General features: G+C 67.6%; 15 protein-coding genes. 6 read left to right on the top strand and 9 right to left on the bottom strand.

Features of this window, described 5'->3' with window-relative positions; genetic code table 11:
* Positions 1 to 354 precede the first annotated feature (354 nt).
* Positions 355 to 684 carry a four helix bundle protein gene (locus tag KEG38_RS51850; protein ID WP_272427863.1) on the bottom strand — a complete coding sequence of 110 codons (330 nt, stop codon included), beginning with the start codon at positions 682 to 684 and terminating at the stop codon, positions 355 to 357.
* A 770-nt stretch (positions 685 to 1,454) separates the two neighbouring features.
* Here KEG38_RS51850 and KEG38_RS51855 point away from each other — a divergent pair.
* On the top strand, positions 1,455 to 2,228 hold the full coding sequence (locus tag KEG38_RS51855; protein WP_272428363.1) for a hypothetical protein: 774 nt from the start codon (positions 1,455 to 1,457) through the stop codon (positions 2,226 to 2,228).
* Positions 2,229 to 2,571: 343 nt separating this feature from the next.
* On the opposite strand, the gene KEG38_RS51860 is transcribed toward KEG38_RS51855, so the two are convergent.
* A complete protein-coding gene (locus KEG38_RS51860; RefSeq protein ID WP_272428364.1) occupies positions 2,572 to 4,665 on the bottom strand; it encodes an MASE1 domain-containing protein in 2,094 nt (697 codons plus the stop codon).
* A 158-nt stretch (positions 4,666 to 4,823) separates the two neighbouring features.
* Between KEG38_RS51860 and KEG38_RS51865 the strand changes: the two genes are divergently transcribed.
* Positions 4,824 to 7,679, top strand: coding sequence for a PAS domain-containing sensor histidine kinase (locus tag KEG38_RS51865; protein WP_272428365.1), 2,856 nt, complete (start codon positions 4,824 to 4,826; stop codon positions 7,677 to 7,679).
* A 508-nt stretch (positions 7,680 to 8,187) separates the two neighbouring features.
* On the top strand, positions 8,188 to 9,609 hold the full coding sequence (nhaA, locus tag KEG38_RS51870; RefSeq protein WP_272428366.1) for a Na+/H+ antiporter NhaA: 1,422 nt from the start codon (positions 8,188 to 8,190) through the stop codon (positions 9,607 to 9,609).
* A gap of 32 nt (positions 9,610 to 9,641) precedes the next feature.
* Here nhaA and KEG38_RS51875 read toward each other — a convergent pair whose 3' ends face one another.
* Positions 9,642 to 11,165 (bottom strand): NHL repeat-containing protein, encoded by a 1,524-nt coding sequence (locus tag KEG38_RS51875; RefSeq protein ID WP_272428367.1) that lies wholly within the window; start codon positions 11,163 to 11,165, stop codon positions 9,642 to 9,644.
* A gap of 160 nt (positions 11,166 to 11,325) precedes the next feature.
* Positions 11,326 to 12,660 carry a carotenoid oxygenase family protein gene (locus KEG38_RS51880; RefSeq protein ID WP_272428368.1) on the bottom strand — a complete coding sequence of 445 codons (1,335 nt, stop codon included), beginning with the start codon at positions 12,658 to 12,660 and terminating at the stop codon, positions 11,326 to 11,328.
* 95 nt (positions 12,661 to 12,755) lie between these two features.
* On the opposite strand from KEG38_RS51880, the gene KEG38_RS51885 reads away from it, so the two are divergent.
* Positions 12,756 to 13,178 (top strand): MarR family winged helix-turn-helix transcriptional regulator, encoded by a 423-nt coding sequence (locus KEG38_RS51885; RefSeq protein WP_272428369.1) that lies wholly within the window; start codon positions 12,756 to 12,758, stop codon positions 13,176 to 13,178.
* 78 nt (positions 13,179 to 13,256) lie between these two features.
* Positions 13,257 to 14,813 (top strand): MYXO-CTERM sorting domain-containing protein, encoded by a 1,557-nt coding sequence (locus tag KEG38_RS51890; RefSeq protein ID WP_272428370.1) that lies wholly within the window; start codon positions 13,257 to 13,259, stop codon positions 14,811 to 14,813.
* On the opposite strand, the gene KEG38_RS51895 is transcribed toward KEG38_RS51890, so the two are convergent.
* From KEG38_RS51895 to KEG38_RS51915, 5 genes are all read right to left on the bottom strand, one after another.
* Positions 14,798 to 15,592 (bottom strand): alpha/beta hydrolase, encoded by a 795-nt coding sequence (locus KEG38_RS51895; RefSeq protein ID WP_272428371.1) that lies wholly within the window; start codon positions 15,590 to 15,592, stop codon positions 14,798 to 14,800. The genes KEG38_RS51890 and KEG38_RS51895 overlap by 16 nt on opposite strands.
* Before the next feature lie 60 nt (positions 15,593 to 15,652).
* Positions 15,653 to 16,471, bottom strand: a complete 819-nt coding sequence (locus tag KEG38_RS51900) for an SRPBCC domain-containing protein (protein WP_272428372.1) — start codon at positions 16,469 to 16,471, stop codon at positions 15,653 to 15,655.
* A complete protein-coding gene (locus tag KEG38_RS51905; RefSeq protein ID WP_272428373.1) occupies positions 16,468 to 16,824 on the bottom strand; it encodes an ArsR/SmtB family transcription factor in 357 nt (118 codons plus the stop codon). The genes KEG38_RS51900 and KEG38_RS51905 overlap by 4 nt, the downstream gene beginning before the upstream one ends.
* 138 nt (positions 16,825 to 16,962) lie before the next feature.
* The gene (locus tag KEG38_RS51910) at positions 16,963 to 17,367 is read right to left on the bottom strand and encodes a VOC family protein (RefSeq protein WP_272428374.1); all 405 of its coding nucleotides are present in this window, start codon (positions 17,365 to 17,367) and stop codon (positions 16,963 to 16,965) included.
* Positions 17,368 to 17,416: 49 nt separating this feature from the next.
* Complete coding sequence (locus KEG38_RS51915) at positions 17,417 to 18,808, bottom strand: GH25 family lysozyme (RefSeq protein WP_272428375.1); 1,392 nt, start codon at positions 18,806 to 18,808, stop codon at positions 17,417 to 17,419.
* A gap of 216 nt (positions 18,809 to 19,024) precedes the next feature.
* Here KEG38_RS51915 and KEG38_RS51920 point away from each other — a divergent pair, with 216 nt between their 5' ends.
* Complete coding sequence (locus KEG38_RS51920; RefSeq protein ID WP_272428376.1) at positions 19,025 to 19,756, top strand: hypothetical protein; 732 nt, start codon at positions 19,025 to 19,027, stop codon at positions 19,754 to 19,756.
* Positions 19,757 to 19,776: the final 20 nt, after the last annotated feature.

Here is a 19,776-nt window from a genome sequence, read left to right on the forward strand (position 1 = left end):
ACTCGATTCGTCTCACCGCTCTGCTTCGCCTCCCGCGCTGCACCGCGTGAGGGGTGGGATCATTCTTCCCACGGGGCCATTGTCAGCTTTGGATGATAACCCCTATCATCCTTTCCTGGCGCACGGTATCGTTGTCATAACTCATGACTCCGGGACGTTCGGGGTTGTGGGGAGACGCCGGTCGGTGGTTCACTGCACCGGCTGGCGTCGCTTGCTTTGTCTCATGGATTGCGGCCCGAGGCAATTGGAAAAGAGCGGATTGGTTCGTCGCGGGAGTCGCGGGAGAACCCACGCTGAAAGTCCCTCACTCCCAACCCCTCTCCCGTCCCGGGAGAGGGGCGAGGGAGGGGTCTCCTACGAAGCGCGGCGGTAGACGAGGCGGGTGAGGGTGGCGATGACGTGGTCCATTCGGTCGAGGACCTTTGCATCGACGGTGCCGATATAGCGCATGGCCTGGGCGACCTGGACGCAGGCCAGCACCTCCCTTGCCGACCCGAGGGCGGAGGAGTAGCGCTGTCGCTTGTTTCCGGCGTGATTGCCCATGCCTTCTGCCGCGTTCAACGCGACGCTATGCATGGCCCTGCGCATTTGCCGCGCCAGATCCGAATCCTTTCGCTCAATCCGTTCTGCAATGCTTGCCGCGTCCCCCGCCATGACCAAAACGACTTCGTAGATCCTCAGCATGATGATTCCTCCGCCCGACGGCCCAATCGCCGGGACCCCCGTCCCGCACCGTCGCGCGCAGGCCTCTTCAAGGCTGCGCAGCACCGCGCGGACCCGCCCGCAGCGCGAAGCGCGAGGACGGGGAGCACGGCTTGGCCTTGAAGAGGCCGAGCACGACGGTACGATCACCGTCCCCGAGCGGAACCCCTGCATACCGTTCCCCAAGCGCACGCACACGCGCAAGCGCAAGCGCACGCGCAAGCGCACGCGCCTCCGCCTCCGCCTCCGCCTCCGCCTCCGCCTCCGCCTCCGCTCCCGCCTCCGCCGGCCTACAAGCCACCGGGGAATCCTCCCGTCGCGCACTTCGCCCGGCGAGGACAGCGCCCCCCACGTTCCCCCCGTCCTCCCAGCCCGCCTATGACGCAGCCTGGAACGTTCCCCCCGTCCTCCCAGCTTGCCTATGACGCAGGGGGAAACGTTCCCCCCGCACTTCTAGCGTCGCGATGACGCACCGCGGAACGTTCCCTCTGTCCTCCCAGCCCGCCTATGACGCAGCCAGAAACGTTCCTCCCGTCCTCCCAGCCCGCCTATGACGCACCCCGGAACGTTCCCCCCTCGCTTCTAGCCTCCCGATGACGCACCGCGGAACGTTCCCCGCACCTTCCCAGCGTCGCGATGACGCAGCCGGGAACGTTTCCCCCTCGCTTGCGTCGGATCCGTGCGCTTCCATCCTCCGGACGGAAACTTCTGCTACGTTCGCCGGCTGACTTGGGGGGGAAACACGAGGAGCCATGGGTGCCAGCTTGAACCAGATCCCGCGCGCGCAAAAGCGCGACATCGTCAAAAAGATCAAGGAAAACCTCGAGGAGCGCGCCGAAAACGGCCCCCCCGAGCCCGCGCTGGATATCTACATCAGCGAATGCACGGACATCGCCGACGCGCTCGACGCGCACGTCACGGGGAACGTGCTCGCCCATGCAGAGCGCGCCGCCCGGCTCGCGCAGCTCGAAGCCGCCGACGACGCGGTCGATACCTGGTATCGCCATATCGAGGGTTACATCGGCGTCGAGTCGCGGCGCCGCGTCAGCCCGAACATCCTCGGCGCCCTCGCCCTGCACCAGGCGGCCTTCCCCGATGGCCTCGCGCACGTCGACGATCCCATCGCAGACGAGAATCGAATTTGCCGCGACGCCCTGCTCGTGCTCCGCGCGCCCGAGCACGTGGCCACACTGCAGGTGATCGAACTGCCGGCCATCTGGCTCGAGCGATGGGAGACGGCCATCGACAAGAGCGATGCCTTGCTCGCCGAGGTCGAAAAGGCGCGCACGGACAAGCGCGCGCACGTCGACGCAGGCCGCGACGCCGAGACGGAATGGGTGGAGCTCATGGTGCGGCTGCGGCGCTACGTGGCGAGCCGCGCGAAGCGATCCGATGCGTCGCGCATTCAGGAAGGGAAGAAGCTGCTCGCCCCGCTGCTCGATGCCATGGCGAAGCTGCGCGCAGAATCAGCAGCACGCGCGACGCGGAAGGAGAATGGGAAGCTGGAGACGCCGGCAGCAGGCTGAGCACGGGTTTTTTCTCGGAGGCGTCGCGCTGGGGCGTTGCCCCAGGCCCCAGCAGGGGCTATCCGCCCCTGCACCCGGACCAGCGCAAGCGCTGGACCCAGGGTCGATGAACTGCGCGATGCGCAGTTCATCGAACAGGCCGATTCAAGACCGGCGACGACCTTGCCAATCGAGACGGCTTCGACCGGTAACGCCCTCGTGGTCTTGTCACGGGCCCGATGGAAAAACTGCGCGTAGCGCAGTTTTTCCACCAAAGGTCCAGGGCTTGCCCTGGTCCGGGTCGAGGGGCGGACAGCCCCCCGCGGGGTCCGGGGCAGCGCCCCGGCGCGGCGACTTGCGAAGCTCACGTTCGCGCGCGCGGCAGCGTGACCGTGAACGTCGCGCCTTCGCCGGGCGTGCTCTCCACGAGGATCGTCCCGCCGAGCGCCTCGACGATGCGGCGCGCGATCCACAGGCCGAGGCCAAAGCCGCCGAAATGGCGCACCGATACCGCACGCTCGAATCGATCGAAGATCCGCGCCTGATCCTCGGCGGGAATGCCGATGCCCCGGTCCGTCACCGAAAGACGCACGGAGGCGCCCTCGTCGCGGACGCGGACGTCGATCGGCGCCTTCGCGCCATATTTGATGGCATTCGACAGGAGGTTGATGAGGACCTGCTCGACCCGCGAGCGATCCCAGCACCCCACGACGGCCGCGTCGCTCTCGAGCCGGAGCTCGCAACCGGCCCGCACGGCTGTGTCCTGCATTCGCTGGACGACGTCCTCGACCACGGCGGCAAGATCGATGTCCTCGTCGAGGCAGAGCTCCATCCGGCCCTGGGTGATGCGCGAGACGTCGAGCAGCTCGTCGACGAGCGTACTGAGCCGCGTCGTCTGGCGCAGGGCCACGTCGAGGGCGGGCGCGATCTTCGCGGCGATGTCCGGATCCGCGGGGAGGCTCCGGGCGAGCGCCTGGAGCTTCAGCGAGAGCGCGGTGAGCGGCGTCTTCAGCTCGTGGGAAGCAATGGAGAGGAACTCGTCGCGGGCGCGGATCGACTCCTCGGCCTCGCGATAAAGCGCCGCGCGCTCCTCCTCGATCTGCTTGCGCCGCGTGATGTCCCGATAAATGGCGAGCACCGCGCGTTTTCCACCTCGGGGCACGCGGGCCAGCATGACCTCCACTTCCACCGCGGTGCCATCCGCGCGCGCCACCCAGCCATCGACCGGGCCCAGGCTGCCGTGCTCCAGCGCGGCCATGACCCCGCGGTGCGCGATGGCCTCGCGCTCCGCGAGGACGAAATCGAAGACAGATCTGCCAATGAGCTCCGCGGCGCTCGTCACGCCGAACAGGCGCGCCGCCGCCGCATTCGCATACGCGATGCGAAGCACGCCGTCCGCGTCGAACCTCTCGAGGAGAATCGCGTCCGGAGAGACCTCGACGAGGATACGATAACGTTCCTCGGACTCCGTGAGGGCCGCCGTCCTCTCCTCGACGTGGCGATCGAGCTCGTCGCGGGAACGGGAGAGGGCCCATTCGGCGCGGCGGCGCTCGGTGATCACGGCCGCGAGCACCAGCGTCGTGAGCGCCATGTCGCCGACGAATGCCTGCACGAAGAGGAGCGATTCGTTGCGTGTCCCCTGCACGAAAGGGGTCGTGCCGTGCTCCGTTCCCAGGGTCGCGAACACCGAGACGTTGAAGACGGCGAGGGCCGCGCCGAGCGGGCCGAGACGCACGCCGGCCCAGACGAGAAAGGGCGTGATGAAATGCCCGAGCGGGCAATGCGCGCCGCGCTCCGCGAGCGTTCCCGTGACGAGGAACATCTGGAAGGCGAACAGCGCGACCTGGTGGAGCGCGATTTCAACGCCGCGACCCTGGAAGGCCCACCATCGAGGCCGGACGCACGTGAGCACGAGCGGCGTGATCACCAGAATGCCCACGGCGTCCCCGAGCCACCACGTGAGCCAGGTCTCGGCGTAATCGGTCGTCGTGATCAACGAGCCGGCGAACAGGCTCGTGGTGCCCAGCGTGGCGCTCGTGATCGAGCAACCGAGCCCGCTCAGCGCCGTGAAACGCGCGACGTCGAGGACCCGGGCGAGCGGCGGCCCGCCGTCGCGGTCCCACGGCGGAAACACGCGCGCCGCGGCGAGCGCTTCGATCGTGGCGCCCATGCCGATCGTGGCCCCGACGAGCGTCGTCGTGGCGGTCCGGGCGAAGCTCGTCGTGTCGAAGATGGCCCAGGTATTCACCAGGAACGAGCCCAGCCAGACGCCCGGCCAGAGCTTTTGCCCCCCGAGCAGAAGGCCCGCGAGCGCGATGCCCGACGCGGGAAAAAAAGCCGTCACGTTCCCCGGAGGAATGGCGACGTGCTGACCGACCGAGGCGCTGGCCGCGTAAATGACGGCGAGCAAGAGGACCGCGATGGGTCGTGACCGGCTCCCCGCCCGTGGCTCTTGCATCGATCCCCCCGGGCACACACGCAGGGCCCCGGAAGAACCACGCACGAAATGTGCCCTCGGCGTCCTGCGCCCATACCTCCGCGAGGGGGCGAGTGGCCCATGACCCTCGAGGGTCCTATAGATAGCCTATACGTCTACTCGGAGGACGAGCCTGCCGCATGAGCCTGGCCGCGAAGCGAGAGCCCGAGGCATCGGGATCCAGTTCGGACCGCGCGAGGCCGCTCGGGCTCGGCGCCTCGAAGCCTGGACAAGGAGCCGAACGGCCGGAGGGGCGGGTCGCGCTCGCCGTCGGCGAGTCCGTGGCCGCGCTCGCGGCCGGGGCCTGCACGGCCGGATTCGTGATCGATACGCTCTTTTTGCAGCTCGAACGCCACCTCGACGCGCGGATGGCCTGCCTGTACCGACCCGGGGACGGGCGCTCGCTTCGGCTCGTCGAGCACCGCGGGGGGCCGAGCAATGGCCTCTCCGGGCTCTCGGTGCTCGATCCCGTACACGGCCCGGCCCTCGCACTCGAAGCGGTCGCCATGCGGAGGTCTCGCGGTGTCGAGGTCGCGGCGCCGGAGGTCGACGTGCTCGTCGATGCCCGCGCGATTGTCTCGTATTGCGACGTCATCGGCGTGATCTCGACGCCGCTCGTCGCTGCAGGACAGATCCTCGGCGTGGTCACGTGTGGCATCGGGCACGCGCTCGCGGACCTCGGCGAAGCGCAGGCTGTCCTCGTGGCGCTTGCTGCCGTCTTTGCGTGGGCCCTCGACGGGGCCCGCTCGCAGGAGCGATTGCTCGAGCACATCGACGATCTCGCGCGCGCCCAGGAGGTGCTCCGCAACGCAGAGGAGCGCTTGAACCGCACGATCGACGACGCGCCCATCGGAATGGCCGTGGTGGGCCTCGACGGCCGCTTCTTGCGCGTCAACCGCGTGCTCTGCGACATCGTCGGTTATGCACGCGAGGAGCTCGAACGCCTGCGTTTCCAGGACATCACGCACCCTGAGGATCGCGAGGTCGACCTGGAGCAAGCCGCCCGGCTGATCCGCGGAGACGTCGAGCGGTATCAGCTCGCCAAGCGCTACGTTCGCAAGACGGGCGAGGTCGTCGACGTGATGCTGAGCGCCTCGATGGTCCGCGACGCCCGCGGCATCCCGCTGCATTACATCTCCCAGATCGAGGACATCACCGAAAAGCGTCGGATCGAGGACCGGCTGCGGCAGAGCGAGCGCAAGTACCACGCGATCTTCCACAGCGCCCGCGAGGCGATCGTCCTGCTCGACGAGCACATGCGCTTCGTCGACGCGAACCCGGCCGCGTGCGCGCTCTTCCACGAGACACGCGAGGCGCTGATCGGGCGGCGGATGACCTCCCTCGTCACGCCCACCACGGCGGCGATGCTCGAGGCGCCCTGGCAGCGCCTTTCCGTGCAGGGCGAGCTCGACCTCGAGATCACCTTGCACCTGCACGACGGCAGCATGATTCCCGTCGAGCTCGGCGCGAGGGCGCATTTCGTCCCGGGGTTTCACCTCCTCACGCTGCGCGACGTCTCGCACCGAAAGCGCACCGAGGCGGCGCTGCGCCTGAGCGAGGCACGATTCCGGTTCCTCGCCGAGAATGCGTCGGACGTCGTGTATCAAGTCTCCTTCAAGCCCTACCGCCGGTTCGAATACGTGAGCCCTTCCGTGCTCGCGATGACCGGCTATCCTGTCGAGCAATGGTACGCCGACCCCGATCTCGGCGCGAAGATCGCGCATGAGGACGATCGGGAGACCTATGCTCGGTTCCGGAAGGACCCGAACGCCGAATCGCTCATCATGAGGTTTTATCGGAAAAATGGTGATCTCGCGTGGGCGGAGAGCAAGGGCACGACCATCCGGGACGAGCTCGGCGCTCCGATCGGGCTCATCGCCGTCGCGCGTGACATCACCGAGCGAAAGCGGGCCGAAGAGGAGCGCGAGCGGCTGCTCGCGCAAATGGAGGCGGATCGGAGCCGGCTGCTCAGCGTGATCGAGCACTCGCCCGTGGGGATCGTGCTGGCCGTCGGACCGAAGGGGGAGCGCACCATGGCGAACCGAAGGGCCGCGGAGATCCTGGGCCGACCGCCGCGCCCGGACGAGGTTTCGTCGTCGTATCTCGCGCCGCTCTGCGATCCGTCCGGAAAAACCCTCCCCCCGGAAGAGCATGCCATGGCGCGCGCGCTGCGCGGCGAGGAGACGCGCGGCCGCGAGCTCGTCGTATGCCGCCCGTACGAGCAAGGGCTGCCGGTGCTCGAGAGCGCGGGCCCCATTCGCGACGCGCATGGCCATGTGCTCGGCGCCATTGCGACGTACGAGGACATCACGCGCCTCAAGCGGCTGGAGCAGCTACGCGACGAGTGGAGCTCCATCGTGGCCCACGAATTACGCCAGCCCCTCACGGCCATCGCCAGCCACGCGGCGCTGCTCGCCCGCACCGAAGAGCCCACCCAGAAGCGGCGCGCGGAGAACATTTCCCAGAGCGCCGCGCGCCTCAACCGGCTGGTCGGCGATCTGCTCGACACCACGCGCATCGACGCGAAGCAGCTCGAGCTCGCGCTGGAGCCCACGGATTTGCCTTCGCTCGTGCGGGGCGCCGTCGAGCGCGCCTCCCTCGGAGGCCGAGGCGTCGTCGAGGTCGTGGGTGATGTCCCGCGTGCCCTCGCAGATCCCACGCGTATCGAGCAAGTGCTCGGGAATCTCCTCTCGAATGCGGTGAAATATGGCGCGCCCGATGCGCCGATCCACGTCTGGGTCGAGGGAGCGGAGGAGGGGGCCCGGATCTCGGTGCACAACCAGGGCGCGTGTATCCCCGCGGAGGACATCCCGCGCCTCTTTCAGCGATTTCGGCGGCTGCACAAGGGGCCCGTCCTCGGGGTGGGCCTCGGCCTTTATGTTTGTCGGGGCATCATCGAGGCGCATGGCGGCCGGATCTGGGTCGAGAGCGACGACGCGGGGACGACGTTCCGATTCACGGTGCCGGGCGCGGAGAGCGAGGCCGCGTGGGGATGAGCCCGGCGGGGGTGCTGAGCATGGGTCTCATCTGGGAGGCGCTTCGCTGGGGCGTTGCCCCAGGCCCCACCAGGGGCTATCCGCCCCTGGACCCGGACCAGCGCAAGCGCTGGACTCGGGGTCGATGACCTGCGCGATGCGCAGGTCATCGAACAGGCCGAGGCAAGACTGGCGAAGGCCCTGCTAGCCAAGACAGCCGCGCTGCCATTTCAATCGGCAACGCTGTCTCACCGGCCTGTGGGAAGAACTGCGCATCGCGCAGTTCTTCCCCCTGAGGTCCAGGGCTTGCCCTGGTTCGGGTCGAGGGGCGAATAGCCCCCGCGGGGTCCGGGGCAGCGCCCCGGCACGGCGGCCCCAAGAAGAGACCAATGCTCGATCCCCCTCGACGGGGACCCGGAGACGTGCAATGTTGTCCGCGCGTTCGCAAGGGTGCAGCGATGGGCGCTGCAGGACCGAGGATGGTCGGGCCGCCATCCCAGCCGGTGATTCCGCCGGTGAGGGATAGTGCATGTCGATCAAGAGCTCATCGGGGCCGCGCTCCCTGCCTTCGTCGCCTCCCGAGGCTTGGGAGCCGCTCTTGCGCCTCACGCGGCTCGCGGGCCGACCGCTCGAGCGTTTTCTGCGGATCGAGGCCGCGAGCGGCATCCTGCTGCTCGTCGCGGCGGCCGTCGCGCTCGTCTGGGCAAACTCGCGGTGGGCCGAGAGTTATTTCCAGCTCTGGCATACCCCGCTTGGGATCCGCATCGGCGGATTCACGTTCGAGCGGACGCTCGAGTGGTTCGTCAATGACGGCCTGATGGTGATCTTCTTTTTCGTCGTGGGGATGGAGATCCGCCGCGAGATGCACCACGGCGAGCTCTCCGAATGGCGACGCGCGGCCTTGCCCGCCGCGGCGGCGCTCGGCGGCATGCTCGCGCCGGCGGCGCTTTACCTGGCCATGGCCGGGGCCCCCGCGACCCGTTCGGGCTGGGGCGTCCCGATGGCGACGGACATCGCTTTCGCCGTCGGGATTCTCACGCTGCTCGGCAAGCGTGTTCCGGCGGCGCTGCGTGTGCTTCTGCTCGCGCTCGCCGTCATCGACGACCTCGGGGCCATCGTCGTCATTGCGCTCTTTTATTCGTCGGGAATCGCCGTCTCGGGGCTGCTCGTCGCCGCGGCAGGGTTTGGCGGGGTGTTCCTGATGCAGCGGTTCGGCGTGCGCGCGAAGCTAGCGTATGTCCTGCCGGGCATCGTCGTGTGGGCCGGCATTTATGCGGCTGGCATTCATCCGACGATCGCTGGCGTGCTCGTCGGGCTCATGACCCCGGTGCGCGCGTGGCTCGGGCCGGACGGGTTCGTCGCCTCCGTCCGCGAAGAGCTCGAGCACCTCGGAAAAAAAACGCCGGATGCGCTCTCGTCCCACGCGCTCGCGGAGACCTTGCGGCACGTGGACGTCGCGCGCCGTGAAGCGATGTCGCCCGTCGAGAGCCTGATCGCGACTCTGCATCCCTGGGTGGCCTTTGGCATCATGCCTGTATTCGCGCTCGCGAATGCAGGGGTGCGCGTGACGGGAGGATCGCTCGATCCCGCCTCGTGGCGTGTCCTTGCCGCCGTCATGGTGGGGCTCATCGTGGGCAAGCCGATCGGCGTGCTGCTCGCGAGCTCGATTGCGCTGCGCCTGCGGCTCGCGACGCTGCCTTTGGGAATGCGCTTGCGTCACCTCGTCGTGCTGGGGGTCGTCGCGGGCGTCGGGTTCACGATGGCGCTTTTTATTGCGCAGCTCGCGTTCTCGGACGCGTCGCTGCTCGCCGCGGCGAAGCTTGGCGTGCTCGCGGCGAGCGGAGGCGCGGCAATCGTCGGCCTCGTCCTCGGCCGGCTGCTACTCGCGCCCGTGGGGGCGGCGGGCTCCGCGCAGACGGCCGACGAGGCGGAAAGCTCGACCGTGGCGTGACGCTTGAATGAGGTGTCGAGCGGGAAGCGTGCTCAGGGGGCGAGCCAGGTGACGAAGAAGCTGCTTGGTCCGGGGGGGAGGATGTCGTTGTGCACCTTCGGCGCCCCGTTGAAATCAATGGCGGCGTTGCTCCCCGTGAGGACGACACGCCCGGTTTGGTCCATACGAAGCGCCATGGCCTCGTCATCGATCTGCGTGCCGAAGTGCTGATTCGCGAGCCAGCCGCCGGAGGGATCGTACTTCGCGAGGAAAACGTCGTACGCGTCGGTCACGAGCGGACCGCCGCCGAGGTCGACGCTCCCGGCATACGTCCCCCCGACGATGATGTTGTCGGCGCTGTCCACGTCGACCAACGCGTTCCGTATCAACGTGCTCTCGGTCAAGCCGATGAGGCCTCGGCTCCAGAGGTGATTGCCCGAAGGATCGTATTTGGCAATGAACGCGTCGGCATTGCCGTCGGCGACGATCGGACCCCCCCCTGCATCCACGTGCAGGGCGAACTCCGCCGAGAGGATGATGTTGTCGGCGCTGTCCACGGCGACGTCGTACGCCAAGCCCCTGCCGGGACCCCCGAAGCTCCGGCTCCAGAGGTGGTTGCCCGAACCGTCGAATTTCGCGAGGAAGGTATCGTGATCGCCTTCCGACGTGAGCTGCGGTCCGCCGAAATGGGTCGCCCCCTGGAAGCTGCCGGTGAGGACGACGTTGTCCGCGCTGTCGACGGAGAGTGCCGTGCTCAGCGTGTTTCCGAAGCTCTTGGCCCAGACGACATTGCCGTTCGGGCTCAGTTTCATGAAGAAGGCGCTGATCTCGCCCTCGACGTGGAGCGTCGTGCCGATCTCGTCGAAGGTCATGTCACTCCCTTCGGGAGAGCCGGGCTGCATGGAACCCGTGACGAAGATATCCCCGTCGCTGTTCGTGACCACGTCGAAACCCCTCTGATCGGACGGGGTAGAGAAGACGCGCGTCCAGAGAACGTTTCCGTTCGGATCCAGCTTCGTGATGAGGAGGTCGTGGTCGACCGGGGAGCCGGGGGGCAGGCCGTCGCAGAGGACGCCGCCGAAGACATAACCGGCCACGATGACATTGCCGTTCGGGTCGAACGCGACCCCGTACCCTTCGCCGTTCCTCACGTGGAGCTGCCTGATCCAGAGCGGCTTGCTTTCCGCGTCGAGCTTCGCGACGAAGACGTCCGGCCCCGTGTCGTACGCGTGGACGGGCGGAACGTCGCCGAGGTTGAGGACGCCCGAAAAACTTCCGGTGACGGCCACGTTGTTCGCGTGGTCGACCGCGATGTCCCAGCTCATCTGCAAGGGCGCGGCCCCTGGGCTCTGAACGCCTTCGTTGCACCAATTGCCGGCGGCGCCGCTGCCGCCGCTGCCGCCGCTGCCGCCGCTGCCGCCGGCACCGCCGCTGCCGCCGGCACCGCCGCTGCCGCTGGGTTCCGGCGCCACCGAGGAATCGCCGGTCCCCTCCCCGCCCATGCCGCAGGATGCCGTCCCGAGCATGCAGGGCAGGAGCAGGAGCGCGCCGGTCAGGCCGAGAAATGAATGTTTCATAAGGAGCCTCCAGGAAACGAGCCCCGAGGGCACACGCGCGCCCTCGAGAAAACCAAGCGTGCCGTCTGAACGCGCGTGGTACGCGAGCCAGACTACACGACTCGGAGGCTAGTCGTGCTCCTCTCTCGTTGTAAATGTGCGCTGGGCGTTGTAAACGTGCTTACAGCAAGACCCACGACCCGTGGAATCCGAAGGGGACGCGTTGGGGCAATCGGACGCGCGCCACCGGGGCCGCGCCGAAGTTCTTGGCGTCCAAAACGACGAGATCGCTGCCGTCGCGCTCGCCGTCGTAGACGATGCTGAGCAAAAAGCCCGCGTCTTCGGACGGATCGCCGCTCCGGGGGGCGAAGACGCACTCGCCGGGCACTTGCCGCGGCCCGAGCTCTTGCGCGACCGAGCCGCCCGTCGCCGCGTCGTACCGGCGCAAGACCGTGCCCGTCGGGACGCCGCCCACGAAATCCCGCATTTCGACGACATACGTGTAGCGATGTGGTTCTCCCGTGCGGCGGTCGTCGATGCGAGGAAAATCGACCACGCGCTCGTCGATCGCCCCTTCGCGGGTGCGGCCGGAATCGAGGTGGATCTCCCAGCGATAGAGAAACGGCGGGACTTCGAAGCGCGTGGAGCGGGCGCCCGTGAGGACGAGCGTTCCGTCGCGCTCGAATGCATTGGCGGTGTGACTGAGGTACCCGGGCTCGAACTCGAACCAGCGCACCGCACCGCCCGCGCGCGGCACCACGCCGATACGCGCCGTGTGGGTATCGCTCCAAGCGAAGGGCATTCCATCGCCCCAGTCCCGCGTCATCCGGAGGGGAGAATCGAAGAACACCGCGTATTGCTCCGTGATGGCGAAGTCGTGCATGAAGGAGGGACCGTCGACCTCGATCTCCCGCTTCGTGATCACCCGGCCCGCCGCGTCGGCGATGTAATACGTCAAGAAGGGCGGCATTGGCTGGTAGCTGATGAAGTGGAGCTCGCCCGTCCGGGGACAACGTTTCGGGTGCGCCGTCATCGGCGTGTCCACGGCCCCGTCGAAATCGAAGGGCCCGACCGTCGAGAGCTCCTGATCGAGCTGCATCGGCAGCGCGGCCTCGACCATCGAGAGGATGCGGCCCGCGTGCTCGATGACGTGGGTATTCGACGTGCCGCCGCCGCGGAGACGCCTCGCCCGGGCCACACGCGCGTCCTCGCCTTCCTTGGGCGTGAGGTCCGTCCCGTAAAACCTTGCAGTCCGTACGTAGCGATTCCGGTACCAGCGTGCCTGTCCGCCTTCGAGGTGGACACCGTGCACCATCCCGTCGCCGAACCACCAATGGCCGGAGGGGCCATCCTTCGGATTGGGGCCGTTGCGCAAATAGGTTCCGCTGAGCTCGCGCGGCACCTCGCCCACCACGGGCAGATCGTGCGTGGTCGCCTCGGCTGTGACCGGGGCGAAGGGACCGCGCAGCCAGAACGGCTGCGCAGGAGAACGAGCGCTCTCTTCATGGGTAGACATGTGTTTCTCCCCTGGCAGTTGGTTGAGTCCTCAACTATCATCCGTGCCCGACCTCTGCAAGAGATTTATTTGAGAACTCAACAAGAGAGAGGAGCATGTCTGCCTACCACCTGACGTTCATGTTCGACCTGAACCGGGCGCACGCGACCACGATCCGCCGCTTCGACGCCTCGCTCGGCCAGGTGCACGGCATCGGCCTCAACGACCTGCACCTGCTCCAGGTGCTCGACCAGGCGCCCGGTCGCAAGCTCAGGCGAACCGATCTGGCCCAGCAGCTCGGCGTGACGGCCTCGGGCGTGACCTGGATGCTCCGCCCGCTGACGCAGCGCGGCCTCATCACGAGCCAGCCGAGCGAGGAGGATGGTCGCGTCACGTTCGCGGTGCTCACCGAAGCCGGGCGTCAGCTCGTCGCGGATGCCGTGCCGACAGCACGACGGATTGCGGCCGATCTTCTGGGCCCGGAATCCAGCAAAGAGGAGCTCACGCGGGTGGCGGCCGTGATCGCGCGCCTCGCTTGAGGCGGACGCCGCGCGCGTCGCACGAATTCTTCCCCAGGAAAGCTCCCACGAACGCGCGGCGGTGCGGTACGCTGGGGCATGCGCCGCGTACCGCTTTTTGCTTCCACCCTCGCCCTCGTCCTCGCCTCCGGCACCGCCGCCGCGGTCGTCACCGAGCCCAATGGCCTCGTCGTGCCGCTCGATTCGGCCAACGCCGAGGTGCAGCTCTACACCTTCTTTCAGAACCAGAACGACCCCGTCGACTGGCAGGCCGACGCGCACACCACGCCGAACGCGTTCTCGCCGCTCTGCGGCTTCACCGCGACCTTCGTGCTGAACGAGGCCGGCTCGCACTTCGGCCTCGCCTGGTACAACGAGACGGGGCAGAAGCCGCAACCTGCGGATCTGCACGTCCTCGTGCCGGCGAACTCGCCGGTCGGAACCATGTTCAACGGCACGTCGATCAAGAACGACCCGGCCTACGCGGGCGGGCTCGTCGGCTTCGCGCTCGTGGGCGGCGAGACGCACTACTCGAACCCGGCGTACAACAACGTCTGCTCGGCCTGCAACCCCGCGGCGCCGTGGGTCACGGCGATGATTTATGCCTCGAAGACCACGGCGAACGCTTATTACATCGCCTTCGAGGACGGCGCGACGACGGCCTCGGGCTGGAACAACGACGGCGATTTCAACGACGACGTCTACTTCCTGACCGGCATCACGTGCTCCGGCGGCGGCCAGCCCTGCGACACGGGCAAGCCAGGCGTCTGCGCAGCAGGCTTGACGCAATGCACGTCGAACGGCGTCGTCTGCCAGGACCTCTCGCAGCCGAAGGGCGAGAATTGCAACGGGATCGACGACGATTGCAACGGGACGGTCGACGAGGGGGAGATCTGCCCGAGTGGGTACGTTTGCGACAAGGGCACGTGCGTGCAGAGCTGCAAGGGTGGCGAATTCGACTGTCTGCCCGACCAGGCCTGCAATAGCAACGGCTACTGCGTGGACGCGGCGTGCAAGGACGTGACCTGCGAGGTCGGCAAGGTTTGCGTCGGCGGCACCTGCAAAGGCCCGTGCGACGACGTCACTTGCCCGTTCCCGCAGGTCTGTCGCGTGGGCGCGTGCGTCGATCCGTGCGCCGGCGTGACGTGCGAGAGCGGCCAAGTATGCGACGGCGGCGTGTGCGTCACGCGCTGCGATTGCTTGCCCTGTGCCGGCGGCGAGGCGTGCGAAACATCGAGCGGCCTGTGCATCGAGCCGACCTGCATTGGCGTGACGTGTGCCGCGGGGTCGCATTGCGCCGGCGGGACGTGCGTGGACAACTGCATGGGCGCCACGTGCCCGACGGGCCAGGTGTGCATGGCGGGGCAATGCGTGGAGGCGCCGAGCAGCTCGGACGCGAGCAGCAGCTCGTCGGGGATCTTCGGCAGCGGCGGCGAGGGCGGCGCGGCCGGGAGCGGCGGGATGGGCGGCGCCGCGGCGAGCGGCGGGAACAGCGGGAGCGGCGGTGCCGGCAGTGGCAATGCCGGGAGCGAGGGCTCGTGCGGGTGCCGGGTGGTGGGCAAGGACGATGCGACGGGGGCCGCGTGGGCGGCGCTCGGGATGATGGGGCTCGCGGCGATGCGGCGGCGGCGCCGAGCTCCTCAACCGGCCAAATGAAAACGCAGGAAGCCGAGCATCTGCCGGATCAGCTCCCGCGACGCATCGTTATCGTCGACGATGTCGAACGCATGCGGCGCGCCGGGGGAGTTGGTCACGGTGATGGGCAGATTGCGCGAAAGCGCCGCCGCGGCGAAACGATCGAGCGCGGTGTTGAGGCCGGCGTCGTCGCGGCCGGCGCGCACGAGGAAGAGTGGCACGTCGGCGCGGAGATCGTCCATCGACTTGCCGGCGGCCGGCGTCGCGAAATAGTATTGCTTCGCGGCGTCGGCCACGTGCGTCGCGCCGTCGAGATCGAGCGTATGACCGTACGCGAGCACGGCACACGCGACCCGCACCTCGGCGTCGCGCAAGAGCAGCGATAACGCATTGGGGACGTTGCCCGAGGACGCCCACACCCCGATCCGATCCGGATCGATCCCGAGCGTCGCGCCATGCGCGCGAAGATGCCGCATCACGAGGGCCACGTCCTCGGGCTGCCGGTTCGCGTAGGTGACCGCGACCATCCCCGACGCCGCCACGAGCCGTGCCCAGGACACGTACGACGCCATCTCCTTGAGCTTGCATCCGAGCATCATTTCGAATGCCGGGTCCGGGTATCCCGAGACGAACACGACCGCGGGCCGCAGCCCGCCACTGCCCGGCGGGGCATACACATCGAGGGTCGGACCACCGGCGTCGAGGTCGGACTGGACCGTCACCTCGTGCATGCCGGGAAGCTCGAGGACGACCGGCTTCAGGGTCATCGGGTTGCGCGGGGCACGCGTGGGTTCGCTCATGGTCGAAAATTCCTTTCAGGGCGCGAGCATATCAAGAACCGCAAAGCCATGCCAGACGTCCTACGCCCCGCCCCGCCCGAGGCTCCGTCCTGAAACCGCATGAATCGTCCGCGTTCCCGCGGAAAATCGCCCCGACACACGAGCGCCCCTCGGGACGACGAACTCCCGCCCGGCACGGAGCTCCATGTCCATGCCATTGATGCGCAGCACGTAGCTACCTTCCAGCACCGCGAGGTACTCGTCGTAGTCGCGCCACTGCTCGTCCGTATTCGCATCCGTTTTCGCGTGGCAAATCAAGAGCTCCGTGCCATCCGCGCCGGTGAACGCATACGCCTCGACGCCGGGGATGCGCAGGGCGCCTTCCGCCACGCGGTTTGCCGCGCTCGTCATGAAGGCCGGGAAGCTGCCGAGCCCGAAGCGCGCGGCGTACTCCGCATTGAGCGCCGAGAACCGCTCCTTGTCGAACCCTGCGGCGGGCTTTCCGTCGACCGCTGCCTCCAGGTTGTCGAGGCAGAAATGCCAGCCCGTGGCGTCGCGCGCGACGTTCGCGCGGTCCGCCGGGATCGTCGTGAAAATCAAGAGACAACCCGTGCCCTCGGGCTCGAGCTCCCACCGCAGGACGTCTCCTTCCCACGTGTATTCGAGCACGCGCGGCGGGTCGAAGACGGAGATCTTTCCCTTGCCGGGCTCGCCTTCCGCGAAGAAGAAGTGTAGTTCGGCGCCGACCTCGCGCGCGCCCTCGATGCGGGCGGGAAACCAGTGGGCGAGCTCCTGGCTCTCCGTGAGCGCGCGCCAAACCTTTTCGGGGCGGTGGGCGAGGCGCCGCTCGAACCGGAGCTCGACGTGATTGCCTTTCGTGATCAGAGTCCCGTTTTTCATCGTTTTCTCCTCGATGCCGGGTTCCGGCGGGAGCTTTCGGGGGGTTCGTCCGCCATCGTGTCCAGGTGGCGCTCGAGCGCGTCGAGCCGCCGCGACCAGAGCGCGCGATACGGCGCGAGCCACGCGTCGAGCTCCACGAGGGGCTCCGGGCGCAGGCCGTACAGCCGACGCTGAGCGTCCTGCTCCACATCCACGAGACGCGCCTCCTTGAGCACGCGCAGGTGCTTGGACACGGTGGGCTGCGTCAGCCCGAGCCGGTCCGAGAGCTCCCCGACAGGACGGCGCCCCTCGCGAAGGAGGTCCAGGATGCGGCGGCGGTTCGGCTCCGCCACGACTTCGAACGCGCTCAGCATGGGCGTTTATATGCCCATCAATGTATATGCCTGTCAAGGCATATACACGGCGACTATGTCAGACCATGGGTGTGTATGCTGTGGACGGAATGCGTGAAGGGACGAGGGCTTCGGACCACGAACGCGTGCCCGATCGGGTCAGGCTTCGTCCTCTTCCCCTACGGCGAGCGCGAGCTCCTGGCCATGGGCGAGTTCCAGCGTGTGCCCATCCGGATCGCGGAGGAACGCCCAGTACCCGACCGGCGGGCCGCTGTCTTCGGGCTCCCTGGCGAGACACCCCTCCGCACGCGCCATCACGCAAAGCCTGTCGACTTCATCGCGGGAAGCGACGCCGACCCCGAGGTGCGCGAAGGGCAAGAGCGGCGTGAATTCGGAAGATGTCTCGATGAGCACGATGGCAAAAGGACGCGTGCGATCACTGATCCACGCCACGCCGGGGCGGCGGTGCACCACGCGCATCTGGGCGAATCGCTCGTAGAAGGCGATGCTCGCGTCGAGGGAACGAACGGGCAGGGCGACGTGCGTGAGACCGAGATCCGACATGTTCGTGGTTCCTCCAGAAGGAGGATACATCGAGCAGGCGAGAATGCCGTCAAGCGGACGCGCGCCGTCGCCGTCGCATCACCGCCCCGAGCCCGAGGAACAGCGCGAGCCCGAAGGCCCCTGCGCCCCGCGGCCCGCCCGTCGCCATGGCGCACCCGCTCTCGCTGCCCGGGTCGCTCCCGCCAAGGCTGCCGCCATTTCCGCCCGCGCCGCCCGCGTCGCCCCCGCCTGCGCCGCCCGCGCCGCCCACACCGGCGCCGCCCGCGCCCGCGCCCATGCCGGGCACCACTTCGAAAAGACCTTCGAGCTGCGCGTCCGGCGGGCCGCCCTGGCCCGGATCACTGAACCAGGCGACGCCCTCTTGCACGAGACCAAAATGCTCGTCGTACTCGCCCGTCTCCAGGGGCGCGTGCAAGGTGAAGGTGAACTTGTACGTCCCGCCCGGCGGCACCGTGCCCTCGACGCGTGCATAACGATTCGGCCCCGGCCATTCGGGCCCGGCAAACGGGCTCGTTCGATCGCGCGGCTCCGTGGTGGCGAGCAGCGTATTGCTATCCCACGCCTTCGTGCCGACGTTCAGCATTTCGATGTACGCTTCGAGCGTCCCACCCGCTTCCACCTGCACGGGGCCTTCGCTCGCATATGGGAACGACTGGCTCACGAACTTCGCGGCATATTCGGGCCCGCTGTTCGCGAAGGCCATCAGATCGGCCAGGCTGCCGTTGAACTTGTTCCGATCCACGTTGCCCGCGACGCCAGTCACCGAGCCGCTGTCGGTGTACTGGAAGAGGAACCATTTGTCCCAGTAGTTATCCGGCAGGTTCGGGCAATCGAAGCTGTAGTTCGGGATCCAGAGCGGGTAGTCGCCGAAATCGTAGCTCGCGACGTTGTCCTGCCAGAAATACTTGCCCGTGTAGATGATCGGCTTCGCGCCCGTGGCGGCCTCGACGTGGGCGAGCCATTGCTTCATCTTGCTCACGACCGTGGACTTGCTCTGCCCGGCCATGTCCTCGACGTCGAGGACCGGCGGCAGATCCCCGGGGCCGAGCGCGCCCATCGCGTCGATCATGAGATCGGCTTGGGCGATGGCGTCCTGGTGCGGCAGGAAAAACTGATACGCGCCGCGCACGAGCCCCGCGGACTTGATGCCGCTCCAGTTCGTGTCGAACCAGGTATCCTTGCTGGTCCCGTAGCTGACGCGGGCGATGGCGAACTCGATGCCCGCGCCTTTCACCTGGTCCCAGTTCACTTCCCCTTGCCATACCGAGACGTCGATTCCCTCGACCGTGTCGTCGTCGGCGCAGACGGTGAAGGCCTGCTCGGTTTCGCCGAGCGGACCCTCGGACGAATCCAATTCACCCGCGCCACACGCGGGCAGCACGAGCGCGGCGAGGGACAAGAGAGAAGCGCGGAACAGACGGAGGCTGGACAAGGTATGCATGGTCGAACTCATCGGCACGGGGCCTTGCGCAATGCCCGTGCCAGCGTGCACGGCCATCCCGCGCGGGGCCTTTCCGCGGGAAATCGAGCCCCTTATCCGCGCGAGGGTGAAGCTTCAAGGATCCAGTTGGATCGCGGGCGGACCAGGTGATCGTTCCGGGAAGAAACGACGTGTCGGATCGTTGACACGAGCGCGAGCGTACGATTTGCTGGGCCGATGGACGAGACGACCGAGATCGAAACCATGGGGGATGTCACGATCACCCTCCGGCGACCCAAAAGCAGGCTCGCGGAGCTCGCGGGCCGGGTTCGCGAGGTGCTCGGGAAAGATCTCCCCGACGACGTCGCAGCATTTTATGAAAGGAGCGACGGCCTCGCGGTCCGCGCCTCCCGCGGCGGCGTGCCCCTCGGCGAGGAAGCCATGATCTGCGGGCTCGAAGCGTCGTTCGCGGGGTTTCGTCCGCACCGGCAATATCGAAGCCTGCGGGACTACGAGAACGACGTGGAGACGGGTGACCTTTACGCCCAGCCGTTCCGCGAGGAGCTCTGGAGCGACGGATTCGAGGTGGAGTCGAAGCGCGACCTCGATCGCCTGAACACGCTCAAGCGGTCGAAGCTCCTCATCTCCGTCCCCGGCGAATCCGTATCACTCACGGTCGACTACTTCGATCCGAAGGGCGCCCCCTATCGGATCGGTATCGCCGAGGATGGTTGTGATTTCTTCCCCCTCGACCTCTCGTTCTCGGACTTCGTCGCGTACTTTCGTCGGTTCGGGGCGGCGCGCTGGTACCTCGCCTTCGCCGGCAAGAAGGCCGAGAAGGCGAAGAACATCGACTTTGCGGCCGAGATCGAGAGGAGCCTCGAAGGCCACGCTTCCGCCTTCCCGGCGGAGGTCGCGGCGCTCCTCCAGCGGGTGGATCCGCGGCGAAAGCCAAAGAAGTCCGGTTGACTTGAACCTGTGCTTCGAGA

The sequence above is a fragment of the Polyangium jinanense genome, assembly GCF_028435265.1.
Lineage (GTDB): Bacteria > Myxococcota_A > Polyangia > Polyangiales > Polyangiaceae > Polyangium > Polyangium jinanense.